Raw genomic sequence first — 19320 nt, 5'->3', positions numbered from 1 at the left:
TCGATGGGCCCCCGTCCGCCGCAGCCAGCGGCGGCGTCGTTCACAGGTGGCGGGTCTCTCCCGGCGGCGCGCCCCAGTTGTTGTTGCGTCCGTCGGCGTACCGGATCGGCGCGGCGATGAGCTCCTCGAGATCCACGCCGTCCAGCGAGGCGAGCTGGACCGCCACATAGTCGCCGCCGATCGCCTCGACATACCCGCGCCCGAACGAGCGCACGCCGCAGTGTCGACAGAACAGGTGGTGCCCGAATTTCATGCCGAACTGGTAGTCGCTCAGCGCGTCCTCACCCGCGAGCAACCGGAACGCGTCCGGCTTGAGGATCACGTTCCAGTTTCTCGTCTTGGTGCAGATAGAGCAGTTGCACTTGTTGGTTCCAGCGCTCAGGTCGATGTCGGCCTCGAAGCGGACCGCGCCGCAGTGGCAGCTCCCTGTATAGGTCTTCTTCATGTGCAAACCTCCTGGCAGGATGGGCGTTCGCGTTCGAACGCGCGACCACCTGAAGGCCTGACGGTACCCGAATCCGCACCGGCGGGAGCCCCCTTCGAAGCGCCGCCGCGCGGTCTGGAGGCGCGCTGCGCCGGCGGCGCCGGGGCGTCCATCAGCCGAGCCGCGGGTTCGTCGCCGTGACACACCTGTCATGCCGCTCGGCGGGCGCCTGGCACAAGGCGTCAGGAGCGCCGGCTTCTTGCGCCCGCGCAGGTGGTCTACCCGTTGCTTCGCCAGCGCCTCCATCCACGGCGGTCCCGCCGGAGAGAGGATGGCTCCATGACCTTATCTCTTTTTTCCCTCGTCCCGCTCGGCCCTTGCGCCCGCAAGGCCGCCGCGCTCGCCGCCGGGTTCGCCGTGACCGCCGCCATGGCCGGCTGCATCATGAACCCGAAGCAATGCACCGAGATGGCCTGTAGCGACACCTTCACCATCACCGCCGCGACGGCGAACAAGAGCTGGGCAGCGGGAGAGTACACGCTGGAGCTCGCGGTGGACGGCAACGCGGTGTCGTGCGCCTACAGCTGGACGAACACGACGAACGTCGGCGGCAGCGGCGTGCTCGTCCAGTGCAGCCCGACCGTCAGTGTCTCGGTCAATGCGGTGACAATCTGCACGGAGACGAGGCACGGCGGCGCCGTCTCCCAGAGCTGCGTCCCGGCCCCCGGGCAGTTCACGCAGCAGCTCGCGATTCGTGGCACGCCGGCGCGCGTCGACGTCGTCGTGCGCCGGGACGGCGCCCTCCTCGGAGAGCGGAGCTTCACCCCCGCGTACCGGACATGGTACCCGAACGGCGAAGACTGCGGGCCTGGGTGCCGACAGGACGCGCAGGACTGGGCGCTCCCGTAGCCGCCGGCGCCGGAGGGGCGCCGCAGCGAGCCTGACGACGCGGATGAGCCCGTAGCGCACGAAGATGCGCCCCGCTCTACAGCGGTTTCCGCCCCCCTCTGCACCATCCAGAGCAGAGCGGCAGCAGAGCGGCGGTCTCCCGCACAGGAGACGGGCCCAGATCGGCGTTTTCGGCGCGCAAGCGCACTCCGGTCTCAGGATTGATCACATTTTCCCCGTCTCCTTCGCGGCGCTCCAGCCCTGGACGAGGGTGAGAAGCTGCTCGTAGCCACGTCCCAGGGTCTGCCAGCCGGGTTCGCCATTTCGCCGCAGGTGTCCGCCGAGCGCGGCGATCGCCAGGAAGGCATCGCGGGCCGTGGCGTTCTCGGGGAGCGGCTTGCGGGCGAAGACCCGCAGCACGTCGAGCTGGGTGGGCGTGAGCACGGCGCTCGCGGGCTGTTCCGGAGCGCGCCGGGCCTCGCTGCGCAGCAGCAGGAGCTGCCAGGCGATGGGCGCGAAGAGCGCCAGGACGTTGCGCAAGCCATGCAGGTCCTCGATCTGGCGCTTCTCGTAGGCGCATCCGGTCTTGAGGGCCTTGAAGAACTCCTCCACCATCCAGCGCGCGCGGTACCAGTCGACCAGCTGCGTCAGCTGCTCGTTGGACTCGACTGGCTCGCTCGTGAGCAGTACCCACTCGACCGGCGCCTCGCCTGGCGACGGCTCGAGCTCCCAGACACGTACGACCTGAAGCGAGAGCGTCGCAGGCAGCTCACGCGGCTGCGATCTCGGTCGTCGCAGCGTCACGCGCGTGCTTCCAAGGGCGAGCTTCGCCAGGCGTCCGGCGCGGGAGGGATGCAGCCGTTTCTGTTGAGGGCTGCGGTTGCCCGCCGGCCGCGGGGACAGCTCCACCTCGCGCACGGCCACCGCTTGAACGAGCGCGAGGGCCTGCTCAAGCTTGGCCTCTTCTCCGGGGGCGGCAGCCTCCACCAGACGGTTGTGCGCGAGCCGGATCACGAACCGATGCCCTGCGCTCAGCAGCTGCGCGAACAGGCCATAGTCGTCGCCTTCGCGATCCATGACGTGCACCAGGGCGTGCGGAGCACTGCCCAGGGCCGCGACCCGCTCCACCTGCTCTCCCCAGCGGTCGTGCTCGTTGCCCGTCGTGTGGTCGTCGCGCACGTGCGTGCTCAGCTCGAGCACGCCGAGCGGGCGACGCGTTCCATCGCCGCTGACCGCCAGGGTGAAGTGGGCGAAGAACGTCTGCCCAGAGGAGCGCAGCCGACCGAGTCCCTGCCGCTGGCCGTCGGAGCGGAAGGAGAGGGTCGTGGTGTCGTGGATGGCGAGCACGACCGGCTCGGCCTCCATGCGCGCGAGGGTAGCGCGCACATGGGGAGCCAGGATCGCCGCGGGCGTGACGGCATCGTTGCCGAAGAAGCGGTACGCAGCCTCCAGCTCGCTATCGGACAGCAGCGCGGGGAAGCTCTTGTCCGGCGCCTGCGCCAGCTTCTGCACCAGCTTGGTCTGGCGCTTGGAAAGCCGAGCGTCGCCGAAGTGGGCGTCGCTCATCTCCTCGGCGAGTGCCGCCGCGTGCTCTGCTTCAGGTGAACCCATCCGCAGCTTGGATCATGTCGCCCTGCACACATCAAGCGAGATGTGTAGGATCCTGAGACTCCGGTGCGCTGAGCACCGAAAACGTCGAGGTGGGCCCGTCTCCGAAGCGGGTGACCGTCGCTCTAATCCCAGCGAGCGGAGAGGACGCCTCTCATCCGGTCTATCCGCAGCGCCCTCTCCAGGGCGCGCCCCTCGTAGGCGCTCAGGAGCGCGGGGAGCGCCTGCCGGGCCAGCGCCAGCAGCGCGCGGCGGCGGACCTCCGGATCGAGCCTGCCCTCGACGACGATCTGGCTGAAGGCCAGGGCGAGGATCGCCTCGTCGCGGGTGAGCAGGCCGTACTCGTCCTCTTCGCCGAGCGCCTCGACCTCGGCCGCGCCCACGGCGTCCCAGCCGGCATTGCCGACCTCCCAGCGCTCGAGGAGCGCGTCGAGGAGCTCGATCGGGCTCTTCTTCGGGTGCTCGTCGCGGAAGTCGCGGAAGGCGGTGAGGGTCTCGTGCGCGGTCTCGTTGCCGAACGGAGCGGTCTCGTCGGTGAGCGACCAGAAGAACGGGTCGGCGAGGGCAGCGGCGGCCCGTGGGTGGCAGTCGTCGGGGGAGAGGTCGGGGAGCTCGGGCGCTTCGGTCATGGGAGAGGGCTTTCCGTCGGGTGAGGCGCGGGCGCGCCGCGCCGCCACCTTACCGCGTCGGCGCGCCCCGTCCGAGCGCGGCGCCCTCCTCCCCCGTCATTTCCAGTGCCACCTGCCCTTCCCCTTGCCCTTGTGCTTGTGCTTGTGCTTGTGGATGACGAGGACCCGGTCGTCATCGTCGTCGTGCACCACCACGGTCGGCTTGACGTCGACCTTCACGGCCCACGTGGTCGCCACCAGGATGCCGATCACGGGCGCGCTCGGGCCGACCACGATCACCGCGCCTGGACGGTAACCGCAGAGGACCACGTGCGTGTGCCCGCCTTCCTTGAGCACCACCGTGATCTTGGTCGGATTGACCTTCACGTCGAGCTTGCCGGTGAAGTAGAGCCGATCGGGCCCAGGCGCGAGCACGATGACGTCCGGCCCCGACGCCGTCTGGATCGCGAGCTTGATCTCGCGCTCGCCGATCGGCACCGGCTTGAGGTTGAGATCCAGCACGTACACGCGCAGATCGCCGCTCTCCTTGTCGGCGACGATCTCCACGATGTCGTCTCCGACCGGCTGGAGCACGCCCCCGTTCGGCCCCTTGGTCCCGTCGAGCTGGGTGGTCTGGTGCTCCCTGGCGCTCTCCTGGAGCTCCCGGGTCCCGCCGCGCGGCACGTGCAGCACCCCCTTGAACGGCTCGCCCTTCACCTTGAGCTCGTAGCTGACCTCGGTCAGGTCGTCCTCGAGCGGCGGGAGCTTGGCCAGCAGCACGCCCCCCGACTTGGGCTCCGGCACGAGCGCCGCGCTCATGGGGGCTCCGCCCTTGCCAGGCACCTTGACCGCGACGCTGCCCGACACATCCGCCGCGATGGGCTTGCCGTCGCGATCCTTCACGAGCGCCGTCACCTGCCCGTCCTGGGCCACCGTCATGACGACGGACCCGGGCTCGTGCTGCTCCGTCAGCGCCCAGTTGTCCTCCATGCTCTCCGCCGTGATCTGCGGCGACTTGCTGCAAGCGGACGAGACGAGCGCCGCGGAGGCGACCCCGAGCGCGACGACCATGGACCGGAGACAACGTTGGATTCGCATACACCCCTCTTTGCAACACCTTGAAGGCGCGATCGCCTCATACCTGCTTGCGCGTCACGGACCAGATGAAGCCGTCGTACCAGAAGTGCATCAGCGCGACGGTCTGCGTGATCGACCACAGCGCGCGGTCGTCCGCCGGCGCGAGCTCGGCCCAGACCCCGTACACAAGGACACCCCCGAGGAAGACCGCCACCGCGATCGGCGTTCCGGCCCGGAGCGCGTCGAGGCGCAGCCGGCGGCGGAGGCGGCCGCCCTCCGACCACCAGACGAGCGCCAGGTACTGCACGGCGTGGAACAGGTTCATGATGAAGAAGGCCTGTCCCCAGGGGTTGAAACCCCACGTGTAGATCGAGCAGAGACCCGTGCTGACGAGCAGCCACACCTTGGGGAACGACACCCGATAGCCCCGCCGGCATATCGCGCGGTAAGCGAGCGCGTAATAGATCAGGTACGACGTGCCCGCGGCGATGACGGCCCAGCTGAGGACGCGGTGGCTCGACGTCATCAGCGCAGGGACGGCGGTGAAGAAGGCGGGGCCCACGCCATCGAAGGCGTCGAAGCTCTGGAAGTGGAGGAGCATCGTCGCGCCGCCCAGGACGGGGCCGGCATAGAGGACGAGGTTGAGCCAGAGATCCAGCCGGCGGCCGAGCGCCGGCGCGTTCCCCGCGCGCGCGTCGTAGATGCGCCCGAGGCCGAACGTCTGGAGCGCCGAGTGGTAGACGTCCCAGAACACCACGAGGACCGACACGCAGGCGACGGCCCACATGGACAGCATCATCGCGGCGAACAGGGCGACCGGCGCCACGAGGAAGCGGAGCCGGTGCCGCCGGAAGATGTCCGCGTTGCCGTGGCTCCGGAGGAGCACCGCGGCGAGGTGGCCGTGGATGAGCGTGCCGATGAAGAGCCCCGCCCACGTGACCTTCTCCCCATGAAGCCTGAACGTCGCGTCGGCGAACGGCGTCCCCGCGATCAGGGCGCCCGCGGCCAGCGCGACGAGCGGCGGGAGCAGGAAGAAGGCCCAGTCGTACCAGGGGCCGACGATGTACGCGGCCCGGCCCACACCGAGCAGCGCAGCGGACGCGGGCTCGGCCCGTGCGCTCATGCGGGACGTGGGGCCGCCGCGGGCCGCGGCTCCGGTGCTGCTGGCGAGAAGCCGATCGTCCATCCCTGCACGGCGAGGTGATCGACGAGCGACAGCAGGAAGAGATTCACGCCGAGCATCTCCATCGACTCCTCCACGAAGTCGATGAGCGCGTAGATCAGGTTGTCGCTCCCGGCCCGCTCGGTCCAGTACCCGAGCGGCAGCTCCAGGACGAGGGCGCCGGTGACATAGATCCCGCCCGAGAGGAGGAATCGATTCCGCGTATCTCGCGGGAGGTGCGAGAGGAACTGGAGGTATGCGACCGCGAACATCGCCACCGCGGCGGCCGCCGGGATCACCCAGCTGAAGTACAGGACCCCGCCCAGATCGAGCCAGGAGCTCGCCGCTTCATGGATCTCGACCACCTCGTCGAGCGAGATGTAGAGGAACGCCGCGGAGAGCCCCCACCAGTGCTTCACGAACTTACCCGTGCGGCGGGCGCCGACGGCAATGACAGCGAGCGTGAGTGAGCACACGAACAGCAGCGACGAGGTGTACCACGTGGGCACATTCTGTTCGTAGCTCAGCGAGAACAACGGGACGACGCCGCTCTGGCTCCTCAGGTGGAGGAGCGGCTTGAGCACCTCGACGGCGAGCCCGGCGCCCGCAATCACCGCCATCACGGCGAGCAGCGCGACCTGGAGCCGGGCCCTCGGGAGGGTGATCTGCATCGAATGAGAAGAACTACGCCAGGACGCCGGACACGGTCAACGCGTAAAGCAGCCGACACCGGCGCAGCGGGGCGGCGCAACGCGCCCTGGCGAGCGGCCTCGGGAGCGCTCGCCATGCGCTCTCGAGCCACTTCGGTTCGATGCGGTGAGGGCGAACAGGCTCCCTCCGCCGCGTTCGCCCCTGCTGTCCTGCTGCCCGCAATCGCCGCCGGACGCGCGCTCAAGGAGCGCTGTAGGACACGATCTGGCCTTCGAAGCGGTAGTCACCGCCGTTGGTCCAGAACACGTCCTGACCTTCCGGGGCGAGGATGCGCCAGGCGAAGTGCTGGCCGAGCGCGAGCACGACGGTCGTATTGCTCGCGAGATCGTGGGCCTGGACGCTGCGGTTCCGGCTCATGTCCGTCGAGAAGAGCGTCGAGCCCCTGAGGGCCAACCCCGCCATCGAGCCCCCCCGGTAGATCAGCGTCTTCGCCCCGCCGGCGATCGGCGCCTTGAACACGCCGCCGTCACCGGCGTTGGCCCAGTAGACGAACTCCGCGTCCACCGCGATCCCGGCCGGCTCCCCCTCGTTCTCGGCGATGACGGTCACGTCCCCGCCCGACTTCGCCACCTTGTAGACCTTGTTCGTCGTGGCGCCGCCGGTCCAGTAGATGTTCTCTGCGTCCTGCGCCAGGTGCTCCGGCGCGCCGGCGCCCTGCGCGAGGACGACGGGCTCACCGCCGTCGAGCGGCATCTTGTAGATGTTGTGTCCGTCGCCATCGCCGAAATAGACGGACGACCCGTCTCCGGTGACGCTCAGCACGTAGCCGATCTCGACCAGCGTCTCCATCTCCAGGGTCGATTTGTCGACGCGCTTGAGCGCCGAAGGGATGACCGGATCGTTGTCTCCGCCGCTCGCCCAGTACACGTGGGAGGCGTTGACCCACAGCGCCTTGGGGTCCGGATCCGCGGGGGTCATCGCCTCCACCTCGGTCGTGCCCGGCTTGATGCGATAGATGTAGCCGTCGTTCGAGTCCGCGGGCGCGGTGGACTCGGTGCCGCCGCTCGCGAAGTAGAGGTAGGTGTCGTCGGCGGCGAGCGCCATCGGGTAGGCGTGCTGGCTCGCCATCACCCCCGCCGGGATCATCCCGGCGTAGAAGGTGCCAACGGAGGTGGTCTCCGTGATGAGCTCAGCGGCCGAGACCTCGTGACGCTCGAGCAGCGTGAAGGCGTCGGAGCCCGTCGGCGCGGAGAAGCCGTAGGCATCGAGGACGGTATTCTCCCCGAGCTCCGCCTCGAGCTCCACGGTGATCGGCAGCGTGAGCTTGATCGGCTTGGCGAACGTCTGCCCCTCCGGACCGAGGCGGTACGTGGGGCCTACCGCGCCTTCGCGGGCGTCCACGATGTTCTCGATGGTGAGCTCCGTCGCCGCGCTGACCGCCCCCGGCGGCACTTCGATCTTGAATCCATCATCCCCGGTGAAGACCCCGCCCTGAGCGTCGACAGAGAACTGGGGCTCAGTCTCCTGCGTGGCGTCGTCGCCCGCGTCCGCCCCCCCGCACGACACGCTGCCCAGCCCGCCCGCCACACACGCCAACACCATGAATGAGGTTTTTTTCATCGACTTGCTCCTCCTCGGGCGGTCACCGCCGCCCAAGATGGACAGGGTTGCAAGCAGGGGCACGGCCGGAGTCTCCACGGTCGTGACCCGTCAAGAATCGAAACTGCCACAGCGGCGCCTCTGTGCGAGATATTCGTTGAAGTCCAGGGCGTGTGTTCAGATCAAATGCATCCTATATCGACGTTTCGTCCCGATAGCCAGTGTGCGTGATTCCGCCCTGGCCAGCGTGTGCTGCCCCTGTGGACGAAAACACAGTGAGATGCCTCCGCACGAGCGCTCGAGACCATTGAATCCGCCGAGATCGCTTGCGCGCGGCCGCGGCGTCGCCGTCGCGCCCAGACGCCGGCCGCTGCGCAGTCGACGCCGAACCTGAGCGCGAGAGAACACACCTCCCTACCCTCCAGGGCCATCCCGAACATGCAGTTGCGCCGCGGCTCACCGGCGGCTCATGAATCGACGCGAACGGGACGAGTCCGTCGACCATCGACGTGATGGCGCGGCGCGCGCCGCGCCCCCCTGGGCGGCAGCGGAGAGCGTCGTGCGCCGGCGGCGCGTCAGCGCCCGGGGAGCGGCAGCCCGGCCTGCGCCGAGAGCCGGGCCATCGCGAGCTTCGCGGCGACGAGCGCCTCCTCCGGGGTGCGGCCCGTGGCGGAGAGGTGGCCCATCTTGCGGCCGGGGCGGGCGACCCGCTTGCCGTAGAGGTGGAGCCGGACGCCCGGGATCTCCAGCGCGGCCTCGAACGGGGGCGGCGCGCCGCCGAGCCACACGTCGCCGAGCAGGTTGAGGATCGCCGCGGGGCGGACGATCTCGACCGAGCCGAGCGGCAGGTCGCACACGGCGCGGACCGCCTGCTCGAACTGGCTCGTCGCGCAGGCGACCTCGGAGGCGTGGTAGCTGTTGTGGGGCCGCGGCGCGAGCTCGTTGATGAGCAGGCGGCCGTCCTTGAGCAGGAAGAGCTCGACGACGAGCAGCCCCTCGACGCGCAGGCCGACCGCGAGGTCGAGCGCGATCTGGACCGCTTGCCCCGTCACCGCGGCCGAGAGCGGGCCCGGCAGCAGCGACCAGTCGAGGATCTGGTCGACATGGTGGTTCAGCGCCGGCGGGTAGACCGCGAGCTTGCCGCTCGGGCTCCGCGCGACGAGCACCGAGAGCTCGGCCTCGAGGTCGAGCGCCTGCTCGACCACGCAGCGCTGGCCGCCGAGCGAGGCGAAGAGCGACGCGGCCTCGCCCTCGAGACCGCCGGCGCCGCCCGGCGACGCGTCCCCCGAGAGCCGCAGCTGGCCGCGGCCGTCGTACCCGCCGACGCACGACTTCACGAAGCACGCCCCGCCCATGGCGCGCGTCGCCTCGAGGAGCTGCTCGCTCGTCGCGACCTCGCGGAAGGGCCCCACCGGGAACCCGTTGCGCGACAGCCAGCCCTTCTGGACGCCGCGGTCCTGCACCATGGCCAGCACGTCGGCCGACGGGCGCACCGGCGCGAACCGGGCGGCGGCCACGAGGCCGTCCGTGGCGACCTTCTCGATCTCGAGCGTCACCACGTCGCACTGCGACGCGAGCTCGGCCGCCTGAGCTACGTCGTCGAACGAGGCGACGATGCAGTGATCGAGCACCGAACGAGCCGGGCAGTCCGGGTCAGGGTCGAGGGCGTGGACCTTGTACCCGAGCGTGCGGGCGGCCAGCGCCGTCATGCGGCCGAGCTGGCCGCCACCGAGGATACCGAGCGTGGAGCCGGGAGCGATGGGCATTTCCGGAAGACCTGTACGAGGGGGACCGAAACGAGGCCTGACGAGGCCTGACGAGCTAGACGATGACCGAGTCGCGTAGCACCGCCGCCTCCTGGGCGCCGCGGAAGGCGGCGAGGCGCTCGCGGAGCTCCGGGTGCTTGCCCGACAGGACCGCCGCCGCGAACAGGGCCGCGTTGGCCGCCCCGGGCTTGCCGATCGCCATCGTGGCGACGGGGACGCCCTTCGGCATCTGGACGATCGAGAGCAGCGCGTCCATGCCGTTCAGCGCCGTGGCGGGGATGGGCACGCCGATGACGGGCAGCACCGTCTTCGCGGCGACCATCCCGGGCAGGTGGGCGGCGCCGCCGGCGGCGGCGATGATCACCTCGATCCCGCGCTCCGCGGCCGTGCTCGCGTACTCGAACATCCGGTCCGGCGTGCGGTGCGCCGAGACGACGCGCACCTCGTGCGGGATGCCGAGCTGCGCGAGCAGCTCGCTCGTGACGGCGAGGTGCTCGTAGTCGCTCTTGCCGCCCATGATCACGCCGACCCAGGGCTTCTCGGCCGAGCTCGCTCCCATTTCCGCTGGGGTCCGGCCCTCGCCGGCCCCTCCCTGCGCCATCGTGCTCATCGTTCCACCGCTCACCGGCTCATCGTCCGTCCGTCGTCCGTCATCCGTCGCCCCCCCGCCCGCGTCAGCGCGTGAGCTGATCCAGGAGGCTCAGGCTCTCGCGCTCTTCCTCGCCGATCTCGCCGTCGGACGAGATCATCTCGCGCGCGGCGTTCAGGAAGAGCTGCCGGTGCGCGCGCGGGATCTTCATCGGATCCACGTCGTCGGCCGCGGGCGGCACCTCGAGCCAGCCGCGCACCTGCTTGGCTTCCTCCGCGTCCAGGTGGAGCCGCAGGATCATCTTGCGCACGAACTCGCGCTCCTGGTCGCGCACCTGGAGGTCGGCCCAGGCGAACGAACAGATGAACCGCATCAGCTGGAGGCGTTCTTCGCGAGAAAGCTTGTCGAGCATGGGCGGGGACTCTAGCCCGGATCCGCCAGCGTTTTGTGTGGAAATCAGCGAGCCGCGCGCCGCGTAAGGGGATTCCCGGTTCCTCGCCTTTCCTCCTTCCCGCGCTCGCGCTGCCGCGCTTTCGCCTTCCCGCGCTCGCGCTGCCGCGCCCCCGCATTCGCGTTTCCGCCCGCGCGTCCTCCTGGTGGGCTGGTGGGTTGGGGCCGCGCGCTCCAGCGCGGTCGCCGCAGCCCCCGCCCGGGCGCCCGCTCCTCGCCGCTCAGCGGTACGGGCGGGCGGCGCGCGGGCCGCGCAGGAGCGCCGCCACGTGCAGCTGCTCGCCGAGCAGATCGCGCAGGGTGGCGGGGTCCTCGAGCGGGGCCGGCAGCGTGATCACGATGGCGTGCGGGGCGATCCGGAGCGCGCGCGTGCGGGCCTGCAGGCCCTTGACCGCCTCGCGCGCCCTGGGCGAGGCGGCGCGCAGCTGCTCGGGATCGTCGGGATCGAGCGCCGCGTCGAGGGGCGGATCCACCACCAGCGTGATCTCGGAGCGCTCGGGGTGGGGGCCTCGCTCGAAGCAGGTGTCGACGTGGAACGTGGCGCCGTCGACCTGCGCGTCCCGGATGCGCATGCGGCCCACCTCGAAGCGGCCGTGGACCTCGGCCGCGAACCGCTCCCAGGCCGCGCGCATCCCCGCCATCGGCGTGGGCGGCGGGATGCGCTCGTTCGCGGCGCCGATCTCGGCCGCCAGCGCGGCGAGGTGCTCCAGGAACGCGCCGAGCCAGGGCTGATCGTGGCCCGGCGTCCGCGACCGGACCGACACGTGCTCGTCGTCCAGCCGGACGTCGTCGAAGGCGAGCAGCGCCCGGCGCAGCGGCCCCGCGACCACGGCGCGCACCTGGCCGGGATCGCGCCCGCGCACGCGGTAACGGCGGCCGAAGCCCTCGTCGTCCTCGGACGACAGCGCGAGCAGGAAGCGCTTCACGCCGACCTCCAGGTCGAGCCCCCACGACGGCCAGCGCAGCTCGCCCACGAGCGCGCCGCTCGACGAGGAGCCCGCGTCGATCCACACCGACGCCGCGGCGCCGGAGAGCGTGCCCGAGAGGCGGAGCTCCAGCGCGTCGAGGGACAGGCCGTGGCGCGCGCCGACCGCTTCCCAGACGGCGCGCCACCTCCCGGAGCCGATCTGCCGCCGCATCGCGCCGAGGCCGGGCGGGCTGTCGAAGACGCCGAGCACGAGCGGCGTCGTGTGGACGACGCCGTCCGCGCGCGCGAGATCGACGCGCACCTCGAGCCCCCAGACGAGGGCGACCCAGCCGGCGTCGAACGACGGCGCGACGGAGCGGGGGATCCTGAACCGGAAGGGCAGCTCCCGCCCCTCGTCGCGGCCGTCCGCGCGGCGGAAGGCGGTGAAGCGGTGCGCCTCGGTCGCGCGGTTCGGCGCGGAGCGGTCGGCGCTGAGGAGGCGCTCGACGCCGACCAGCGAGATCTCGATCCCGCGCACGCCGCGGCCCTGCACGTTGCCGAGGGCCACCGCCCCCGAGATCTCGTCGCCCGGCGCGAAGACGCGATCGTCGAGCGAGACCTCGACGAAGGGGCTGTCGCCGCGCGCCGTGGTCCCCGCGGCCGGCGACCGGCCCGGGCGGGTGACGGGGCGGGGCGTGACGAGCACCTCGTAGGACTCCTGGACGTCGAGCCACCACGGGATCGCGATGGAGAGCGTGAGGCCGTAGCGGATCTCGGCGCGCGTGCCGAGGTACGAGCAGGGCGCGTCGGCCGGGACCGGGAAGCTCGCGCGGTAGCGCTGCTCGCCCTCCGGCAACGTCGTCGGCCCCGAGACGCGGGCGACGAGCGAGAGGAAGTGGGGCGGCACGAGGACGCGCTCCTCGACGCGGGCGACCTGCATGCCCTCCAGGTGGAGCTCGATCGCGTCGACCGGCGTCCTCCCGCGGCAGCGGAGCACCAGCTCGACGAGGACGACGTCGCCCGGGTGGACGGTCCTGGACATCCGGAGCTCGACGTCGGGTCGGGTTCGCATGGTGTCCGGCTCAGCGCGGCGGGCGCGGGCTCACTTCACGAGCGGGGCCGGGACGGTGAGGCGGATCGGCCCTCGGGGAGCGCCGCGCTCGAAGATCTCTCCGCGCCGGTCCGCGACGCCGAGGCGCAGGAGCCCGTCCGCGCGCACGAGCGCGAAGGGCGCGCGCGGGGCCGGCGCGTCGCGGACCGAGCCGCCCCGGCCCGCGTCGAACGGGACGATGAAGACCACGACGTCCTCGGCGCCGGCGGCCGGCGCGCGGGGCGGCGCCGCGCGGGCGCAGCGCCCTGCGACCGCGGCGTTCCTGTCCTCGGCGGCGCAGCGGGCGAGCGCGCGGCGATCGTCGTCGGCGCCGCTCCGCGCGAGGTGGTCGGCGGCCGCGAGGCGGACCGCCTCCGCGGGGTCGCGCGCGAGCAGGTCCCGGGCCGCGTCGCCGTCGCAGCGGGCGCCGGCCACGGTGAGGGCCGCGAGCGCGTTGGCCCGCACGTAGGGGCGCGCGTCGGGGAGCGCCGCGCAGAGCGCCGCGGCCGCGCGGGCCGGCTGCCCGAGGCGGCCGGCGGCGCGCCCGATCGCGCCCGCCGCGTTGCCCGCCACGGCGGCGTCGGGGTCCTTGAGGAGCGGCAGGAGCAGCGGCAGCGCGTCCTTGTCCCCCGCCGCGCCCAGCGACCAGATCGCGTTGGCGCGGACGCCGGGATCCGGATCGCCCGCGAGCTTGCGGAGCGCGGCGGCGGCCTCCGGGTGCCCCGCGAGCGCCTCGGCGATCTTGCGGCGATCGTCGATGGGCGCCGCCGAGGCCATCCGCGCGAGCGCGGCGCCCGCGGCCTGCCCCGGCATGCGGCCGAGCCCCTCGATCAGCGCGTCGCGCGCGGCGTCCGGCGCGCTCGCGATCGCGGCCGCGACCTCGTGGACGAGGCCCTTGCCGCTCGCGTCGCGCGCGGCCTTCGCGTCCGCCGCGTCGCCCGCGCCGCCGGCGTCGTCCGCGCGCGACAGGGCGCCCGAGAGGGCGATGCCGAGCGCGCCGCGGTCCTGCTCCGCCGCGACCGTGAGGCGCTGGAGCAGCGGCCGGGCGCTCGCTGGGCCGGCGACGCGGGAGAGCGCGATCGCCGCCCGGAGCCGCACGTCGGCCGACTCGTCGTCGAGCGCCGCGAGCAGGGCGGCGTCCACGGCCGCGCCGAGCTGTCCTGCAGCGCGCGCGGCCCCGAGCGCCTCGATCACGGCGAGGCGGAGCGGCGTGGAGCGCGCCTTGGCGAGCGGCAGCAGCGCCGCCTGCGCGCGCGGCGACCCGGTGCGCCCGAGCAGCTGGACGAGGGCGAGCTTCTCGTCGGGCGCGGTCGCCGGGTCGACCAGCAGGGCGCGCGCCGGGTCCACCGCGCGCCCGTCGGGCCGCGCTGGATCGAGCAGCGCGGTCGCGGCGCGGATGGCCTCCGCGCGGACCGCGGGGTCGCCGTCGCCGAGCAGCTCCAGCACGCCGGGCAGCGCCGCGGGATCGCCGAGCGCGCCGAGGGCGCGCAGCCCGTGCCGGAGCGGGACGACGCCCCGCTGCATCCCCCGCGCGAGCGCGGGCAGCGCTTCCCTGGCCTTGAGCTCGCCGAGCACGAGGGCGGCGCCCGCCGCGGTGTTGGCCGACGGCGCGGCCGCGAGCGCCGCGACGAGCGCGGGGACGGCCGCGGCGCCGGCGCTGACGAGGGCGTCGCGGACCGCCGAGCGCGGCGCCGCGGGGTTGTCCTTCGCGAGCGCCGCGAGCAGCGCCTTCACGGCCGCGTCGGAGCCGATGCGGCCGAGCGCCCGGAGCGCCGCCTCCCGCACGTCGTTGCTCGAGGTGGCGCTGTCGGACGGCCGCGCCCCCGGGAACGCGCCCGCGGCCCCCGGCGACGCCGTGACGAGATCGGCGATCGCCGACGTCGCGTCGTCCGAGCGCAGCCGGCCGAGGGCGGTGACCGCCTCGACGCGCACGTCCTGGGATGCGTCCTGGAGCGCGAGCAGCAGCGCGCTGACCGCGCGCTGGTCTCCGAGCTCTCCGAGCGCGCGCGCCGTGGCCTTGCGGACCTCCGGCACCGAGTCCTGCACCTTGCCGATCAGCGGCACGACGGCGCGCGCGTCGCCGATCCGGCCGAGCGCGCGCGCGACCTCCGCGCGCACCTCCGGCGCGGTGTCGTCGAGGTGGCCGAGCAGCGGCGAGACCGCGTCCGGGAGCCCCGCCGCGCCCATCGCGGTCGCGGCGGCGAGGCGGACGTGCGGGTCGGGATCGCCGAGCACCCGCCCGAGCGCGACGACGGAGCGGTCCGTGGGCGCCGCGCGGATCACGTCGCAGGCCGCGAGCCGCAGGCGCGCGTCGCCCTCGCCGAGCCACTCGATCACGAGGTCCCCCGCGCGCGGCATCCGGAGGCGCACGGCCGCCCCGGCGAGGTGCAGCCGCACCTCGACGTCCGGGTCGCTCATGCCCCGCTGGATCAGCCTGATCGCCGTCTCCGGGGCGAGCTCGCCCACGCGGGTCGCGGCCAGGCGCCGCTCCAGGGCGTCGCCCGACGTGAGCGCACGCGCGATCTGCTCCGGCACGTTGGGCCAGAGGGTCGCGGCCGCTCCCCCGGGCGACGCGACCGCGGCGGCCGAGGCGGCGACGACGAGCAGGACCTGCGGTAGGCGGCGCAGCGGCGAGGACGAACGGCGCACGAGCCGAGCGTAATACAGCGGGCGCGGCCGCGTCATGGCGTTCCAGACGGCTCGAGCGCCGCGGGGCGACGCGCCGCGGGGCGACGCGCCGCGGGGCGCGCTGGCGGGGGCGCGCTCTGGCGGCGGGGCGCGCGCTGGCGGGGGCGCCTCCTCGCCGCGATCGCGCGCGGAGACCGCGCACGAGCCGCGCCGGTCCCCGAGCGCTGCCGCAACCGTCCGTGGCGTGCAACAGTCTGGCGAGGTGTCCAACATGATTCCCTTCTCCGTTCTCGACCTTGCCCCGATCGTCCAGGGCGGAGACGCCGCGCAGGCGCTCCGTAACTCGCTCGATCTCGCGCGCCACGCCGAGCGGCTCGGCTATCACCGCTACTGGCTGGCCGAGCACCACAACATGGGCGGCGTCGCCAGCGCCGCGACGTCGATCGTGATCGCGCACGTCGCCGCCGGCACCTCGACGATCCGCGTCGGCGCGGGCGGGATCATGCTGCCGAACCACGCGCCGCTCGTGATCGCCGAGCAGTTCGGCACGCTGGCGTCGCTCTTTCCTGGGCGCATCGATCTGGGCCTCGGGCGCGCTCCGGGCTCCGACCCGATCACCGCCCGCGCGCTCAGGCGCAACCTGGCCGGCGACGCCGACGGCTTCCCCCAGGACGTCCTGGAGCTGATGGGCTACTTCCGCCCCGCGGAGCCTGGCCAGCTGCTTCAGGCCGTGCCCGGCGCCGGGCTCCGCGTGCCGATCTGGATCCTCGGCTCCAGCCTCTTCGGCGCGCAGCTCGCCGCGGCGCTCGGCCTCCCCTACGCGTTCGCCTCGCACTTCGCGCCGGGCCAGATGACGCAGGCGATCGCGCTGTACCGCAGGGAGTTCCGCCCCTCGGACGAGCTCGCAGCGCCCCGCGTCATGCTGGGGGTCAACGTGGTCGCCGCCGGCACCGACGAGGAGGCGCGCCGGCTGTGGACCTCGCTCCAGCAGGCCTTCGTCAACCTGCGCCGTGGCCGGCCGGGGCCCTTTCCTCCGCCGGTCGACGATTTCGAGCGCGACCTGAGCCCCCTGGACCGCGCCGGCCTGGAGCAGGCACTGGCCTGCTCGGTCGCCGGCTCGCCCGAGACCGTGCGGCGGTGGCTGGACGGCTTCATCGTCCGCACCCGCGCCGACGAGCTCATCGTGAGCTCGCCGATCTTCGACCACGCCGCGCGCGTGCGCTCGCTCGAGCTCACGGCGGCGGTGCGCGACGAGCTCGCCCGCGCCGGGTGAAGCGCCTTGCCCGGAGGCGCGGGCTCGCGCCGGGCGGGGCGCCGGCTCGGCACGCAGCGCTCTCCGTCCGGCTCGTTGGCGGGACGGTGGCAGTGAGCTTTCTCACCGACCGGGGGGCGAACCTCGCGCTCGAGCCCCTGCAGCGGGAGGTGACGGGACTGTTCGGTACCGGTCGACGCAGCCGAGCGATGCGTCGACCCGGGTCGGGTAGCAGGCGGGACCGCAGGCGCTCACCGGGGGCGCCCAGGCGACCCGTTGACGGAGGGATTCGTCGACCGTCGTGCGGGATCTACTGGATGCACATGACGTGGGCCGTCTTGCCGTTGCTCACGGTCACCTTCCACCAGTGGGTGCCGGGGTCATAGGTGACGAAGACGCCGTCGTCCCAGGAGCTGGTCCGGAAGCGTCCAGCGACGCCCGTGAGGAAGCATTGCGTGCCGAGCGGGCTCGTGCCGTGGTCGATTGCCTGGACGAGGTTGTGCGTGGCCGTGCCGGAGCTCGGCGCGATATAGGTCCAGAGCCCGATGCCGGTGCCGGGGCTGACGTCCACGCAACTGCCGTCGCCTATGGCGTTCCCGGTGCCGCCGATGTACCAGTTGGTACCGTCGTTCCAGACCTGCACGCTGTCGCTGGCGGCCTGCCATTTGTCGCCCCCGTTGTTCCACACGCTCATCAGGCCACACCGCCGGTTGGCAGTGACCGGCGCCATGACCTTCGCCGCCTGTCCGGAACTCCACCGGATCTCCCGTCCTGTTCGCGATGCTGGGAACGCAGAGGGCGGTCGCCTTGACCTTGGCGCCCTCGTAGCTGCCCTTCGTTCGAAAATACCAGCGGCCGCTGAAGGTCCAGAGCCCCGCAAAGCCAATGTTGGAGGTGTCGTTGGCATTGAGGTCACCGGCGACCCCGGAGAGGAAGCATCTCATATCGTCGTCCGATCCGATGTCCCATGACGGCGTATCGCCACCTTCCGTCGCCCGCGACCAGCCCCAGTAGCCGCCGAATGCCTGCTCGGCCGTGCCGACCAGCTCGTCGTCCACCAGCTCGTCGCCCGCCTGTTCATCCGTGGCCGCTACGCAGCCGATTCCCATGAATGAGCAGGACAGGGAGGATGCACGAGAGCTTCCAGAGTTTGTTCGATACGTTCTTCATATGTATTCCATCGATAGGGGTCGTGCAGCTTTGACGACGCTTCAAAACTGATCCATGCAGCGGCGCTTTCGTGGTCCGCGCCCGAGCATGCAGCGATATTCGATCGAGCCCTGGGTCACGGTCCCGCAACGCGTGGATCAGGTGACGAGCGCTGCTGAAGGGACAAAGCAACAGGCGCGCCAGCTCTGGCGCCCCGGGGTGCTCGCATGCGCAGCAGCGCCAAACTCGGGTCACCGCGGCGCCAGAGCGTCGCAACTACAGCGGCTGCAGAGCGAGAGGGCTGCTGCGCCACGCGTCGCCAGGCGGAGCTGCGTTGAAAGCTTCTGCTGGACTGTAGCGCATGTCACGGTGCGGCCATGACATGTCACGGCGAAGCCGGCGGCGATCCAGTCAGGTGAGCGGCAGTCGTTTCTGGGGAGTCGACCGAGCTACTCGCGCACGATCCGGACGCTGCTCCTCGAGTGAATCCTGATTGCCGTGGGTCGAGCACGTGCGTGCTCGAAGATCGGCGAGCTCACGATGAGCTCGTCGGCGCGGGCGCGGGCGATGAAGGCGTCCAGCCACCGAGGCGGGCGTAGACGTCGCCCGATCCCGATCCGAGGGTCCGCGACGCGAGGAAGCGGCGGATGCCATCCGCGTCGAGCCACGCCGTTTCGCCGAGGACGAGGCTCTCTCCGCGGGACCAGTTGTAGCGGTAATCCCCCAGCGAGGTGAGCCGCTCGACGCACTCGAGCGCGATCTCCCGCGCGGCAGGCAGGTATTCGAACGAGAGCGCGGGCAGCGGCCTCGAGAGGCCCGAGAGCACCTCGGCCTCGAAGCCTTCGACGTCGATCTTCACGAAGGCGGGAACGCCGAGCTCGTCGATCAGCGCGTCGAGCGTGCGCACCTCGACCTCTGCGCCCTCGGACCATCTCACGCCCCGGAACGACGGATCCCTCCGCACCTTGTCGATCCAGGCGCGCGACAGCGTCGTGACCGTCGGCGCGCGCTCGCTGACGAAGAGGCGCGCTCGTCCCGGCGCCCGACCGAGCGCGGCGTGCAGGACGACGACGTCCCCGTCGCGCCCATAGAGGCCACGAAGCAGGCGGACGAACGCGGCCTGGGGCTCGACGGCGACGACGCGCGCGCCGAGACAGCGGAACGCGCGGATGCGATCCCCCGCGTGCGCGCCGACGTCGAAGCAGAGCGAGCCCGGCGTCACGAACTGCCCGTAAAGACGAGCCATCCGGCCGCCGCGGAGCGGCACGCCGTAATACATCGCGAGCGAACGCGCGATGCCGAACCAGCTCTCCACGCGCGTCATCACACTCCTTACCGCCCCGCGGGTCGAGCCCGGAGCGTCGCAGGCCCCACCCGGCGGCCTGGCGTACCTCGTGTCGTCATTCCGCGGCGCAGCTCCGATCGTGAGCCGCCGCGAGCGACGGTAGCACGGCGCCCGCTCACCCGCCGCG

Annotated in this window: 16 protein-coding genes; 2 read left to right on the top strand and 14 right to left on the bottom strand. The window is 72.2% G+C overall.

Annotated features, from left to right (window positions below; genetic code table 11):
• Positions 1-40 precede the first annotated feature (40 nt).
• Positions 41-445 carry a GFA family protein gene (locus WME82_RS10120; protein WP_437745262.1) on the bottom strand — a complete coding sequence of 135 codons (405 nt, stop codon included), beginning with the start codon at positions 443-445 and terminating at the stop codon, positions 41-43.
• 318 nt (positions 446-763) lie between these two features.
• Here WME82_RS10120 and WME82_RS10115 point away from each other — a divergent pair, with 318 nt between their 5' ends.
• Positions 764-1333: a hypothetical protein gene (locus WME82_RS10115; RefSeq protein WP_438042642.1), complete on the top strand. Its 570-nt coding sequence runs from the start codon at positions 764-766 to the stop codon at positions 1331-1333.
• Between the two features lie 204 nt (positions 1334-1537).
• Here the strand turns inward: WME82_RS10115 and WME82_RS10110 are convergent, their stop codons facing one another.
• The 11 genes from WME82_RS10110 to WME82_RS10060 all read right to left on the bottom strand — a co-directional run bounded on the left by WME82_RS10110 (position 1538) and on the right by WME82_RS10060 (position 15468).
• Complete coding sequence (locus tag WME82_RS10110) at positions 1538-2923, bottom strand: IS4 family transposase (RefSeq protein WP_438042641.1); 1386 nt, start codon at positions 2921-2923, stop codon at positions 1538-1540.
• A 122-nt stretch (positions 2924-3045) separates the two neighbouring features.
• Entirely contained in the window at positions 3046-3549 is a 504-nt protein-coding gene (locus tag WME82_RS10105; protein WP_438042640.1) for a hypothetical protein, read from the bottom strand.
• A 96-nt stretch (positions 3550-3645) separates the two neighbouring features.
• Positions 3646-4626, bottom strand: a complete 981-nt coding sequence (locus WME82_RS10100) for a hypothetical protein (protein ID WP_438042639.1) — start codon at positions 4624-4626, stop codon at positions 3646-3648.
• Positions 4627-4663: 37 nt separating this feature from the next.
• Positions 4664-5728 carry a hypothetical protein gene (locus WME82_RS10095; RefSeq protein ID WP_438042638.1) on the bottom strand — a complete coding sequence of 355 codons (1065 nt, stop codon included), beginning with the start codon at positions 5726-5728 and terminating at the stop codon, positions 4664-4666.
• Entirely contained in the window at positions 5725-6438 is a 714-nt protein-coding gene (locus tag WME82_RS10090) for a hypothetical protein (protein ID WP_438042637.1), read from the bottom strand. The genes WME82_RS10095 and WME82_RS10090 overlap by 4 nt, the downstream gene beginning before the upstream one ends.
• Positions 6439-6658: 220 nt before the next feature.
• Complete coding sequence (locus WME82_RS10085) at positions 6659-8038, bottom strand: DUF5050 domain-containing protein (RefSeq protein WP_438042636.1); 1380 nt, start codon at positions 8036-8038, stop codon at positions 6659-6661.
• A gap of 554 nt (positions 8039-8592) precedes the next feature.
• Positions 8593-9783, bottom strand: a complete 1191-nt coding sequence (gene purK, locus WME82_RS10080) for a 5-(carboxyamino)imidazole ribonucleotide synthase (RefSeq protein WP_438042635.1) — start codon at positions 9781-9783, stop codon at positions 8593-8595.
• 55 nt (positions 9784-9838) lie between these two features.
• On the bottom strand, positions 9839-10342 hold the full coding sequence (gene purE, locus WME82_RS10075; RefSeq protein WP_438044871.1) for a 5-(carboxyamino)imidazole ribonucleotide mutase: 504 nt from the start codon (positions 10340-10342) through the stop codon (positions 9839-9841).
• A 115-nt stretch (positions 10343-10457) separates the two neighbouring features.
• On the bottom strand, positions 10458-10784 hold the full coding sequence (locus WME82_RS10070; protein WP_437551368.1) for a TerB family tellurite resistance protein: 327 nt from the start codon (positions 10782-10784) through the stop codon (positions 10458-10460).
• 259 nt (positions 10785-11043) lie between these two features.
• A complete protein-coding gene (locus tag WME82_RS10065; protein ID WP_437870088.1) occupies positions 11044-12801 on the bottom strand; it encodes a hypothetical protein in 1758 nt (585 codons plus the stop codon).
• A gap of 30 nt (positions 12802-12831) precedes the next feature.
• Positions 12832-15468, bottom strand: coding sequence for a HEAT repeat domain-containing protein (locus WME82_RS10060; RefSeq protein ID WP_438042634.1), 2637 nt, complete (start codon positions 15466-15468; stop codon positions 12832-12834).
• Between the two features lie 250 nt (positions 15469-15718).
• Here WME82_RS10060 and WME82_RS10055 point away from each other — a divergent pair, with 250 nt between their 5' ends.
• Positions 15719-16720, top strand: coding sequence for an LLM class flavin-dependent oxidoreductase (locus tag WME82_RS10055; RefSeq protein WP_438042633.1), 1002 nt, complete (start codon positions 15719-15721; stop codon positions 16718-16720).
• Positions 16721-17009: 289 nt separating this feature from the next.
• Here the strand turns inward: WME82_RS10055 and WME82_RS10050 are convergent, their stop codons facing one another.
• Both WME82_RS10050 and WME82_RS10045 read right to left on the bottom strand, forming a co-directional pair.
• Complete coding sequence (locus WME82_RS10050; RefSeq protein ID WP_438042632.1) at positions 17010-17393, bottom strand: hypothetical protein; 384 nt, start codon at positions 17391-17393, stop codon at positions 17010-17012.
• A 990-nt stretch (positions 17394-18383) separates the two neighbouring features.
• The gene (locus WME82_RS10045) at positions 18384-19172 is read right to left on the bottom strand and encodes an FkbM family methyltransferase (protein WP_438042631.1); all 789 of its coding nucleotides are present in this window, start codon (positions 19170-19172) and stop codon (positions 18384-18386) included.
• Between the last annotated feature and the right edge of the window lie 148 nt (positions 19173-19320).

The organism is Sorangium sp. So ce128, from assembly GCF_051525245.1.
Lineage (GTDB): Bacteria > Myxococcota_A > Polyangia > Polyangiales > Polyangiaceae > Sorangium > Sorangium cellulosum_B.
The sequence above is the reverse complement of the archived record's forward strand: the minus strand, read 5'-3'. Positions and strand labels throughout refer to the sequence as shown.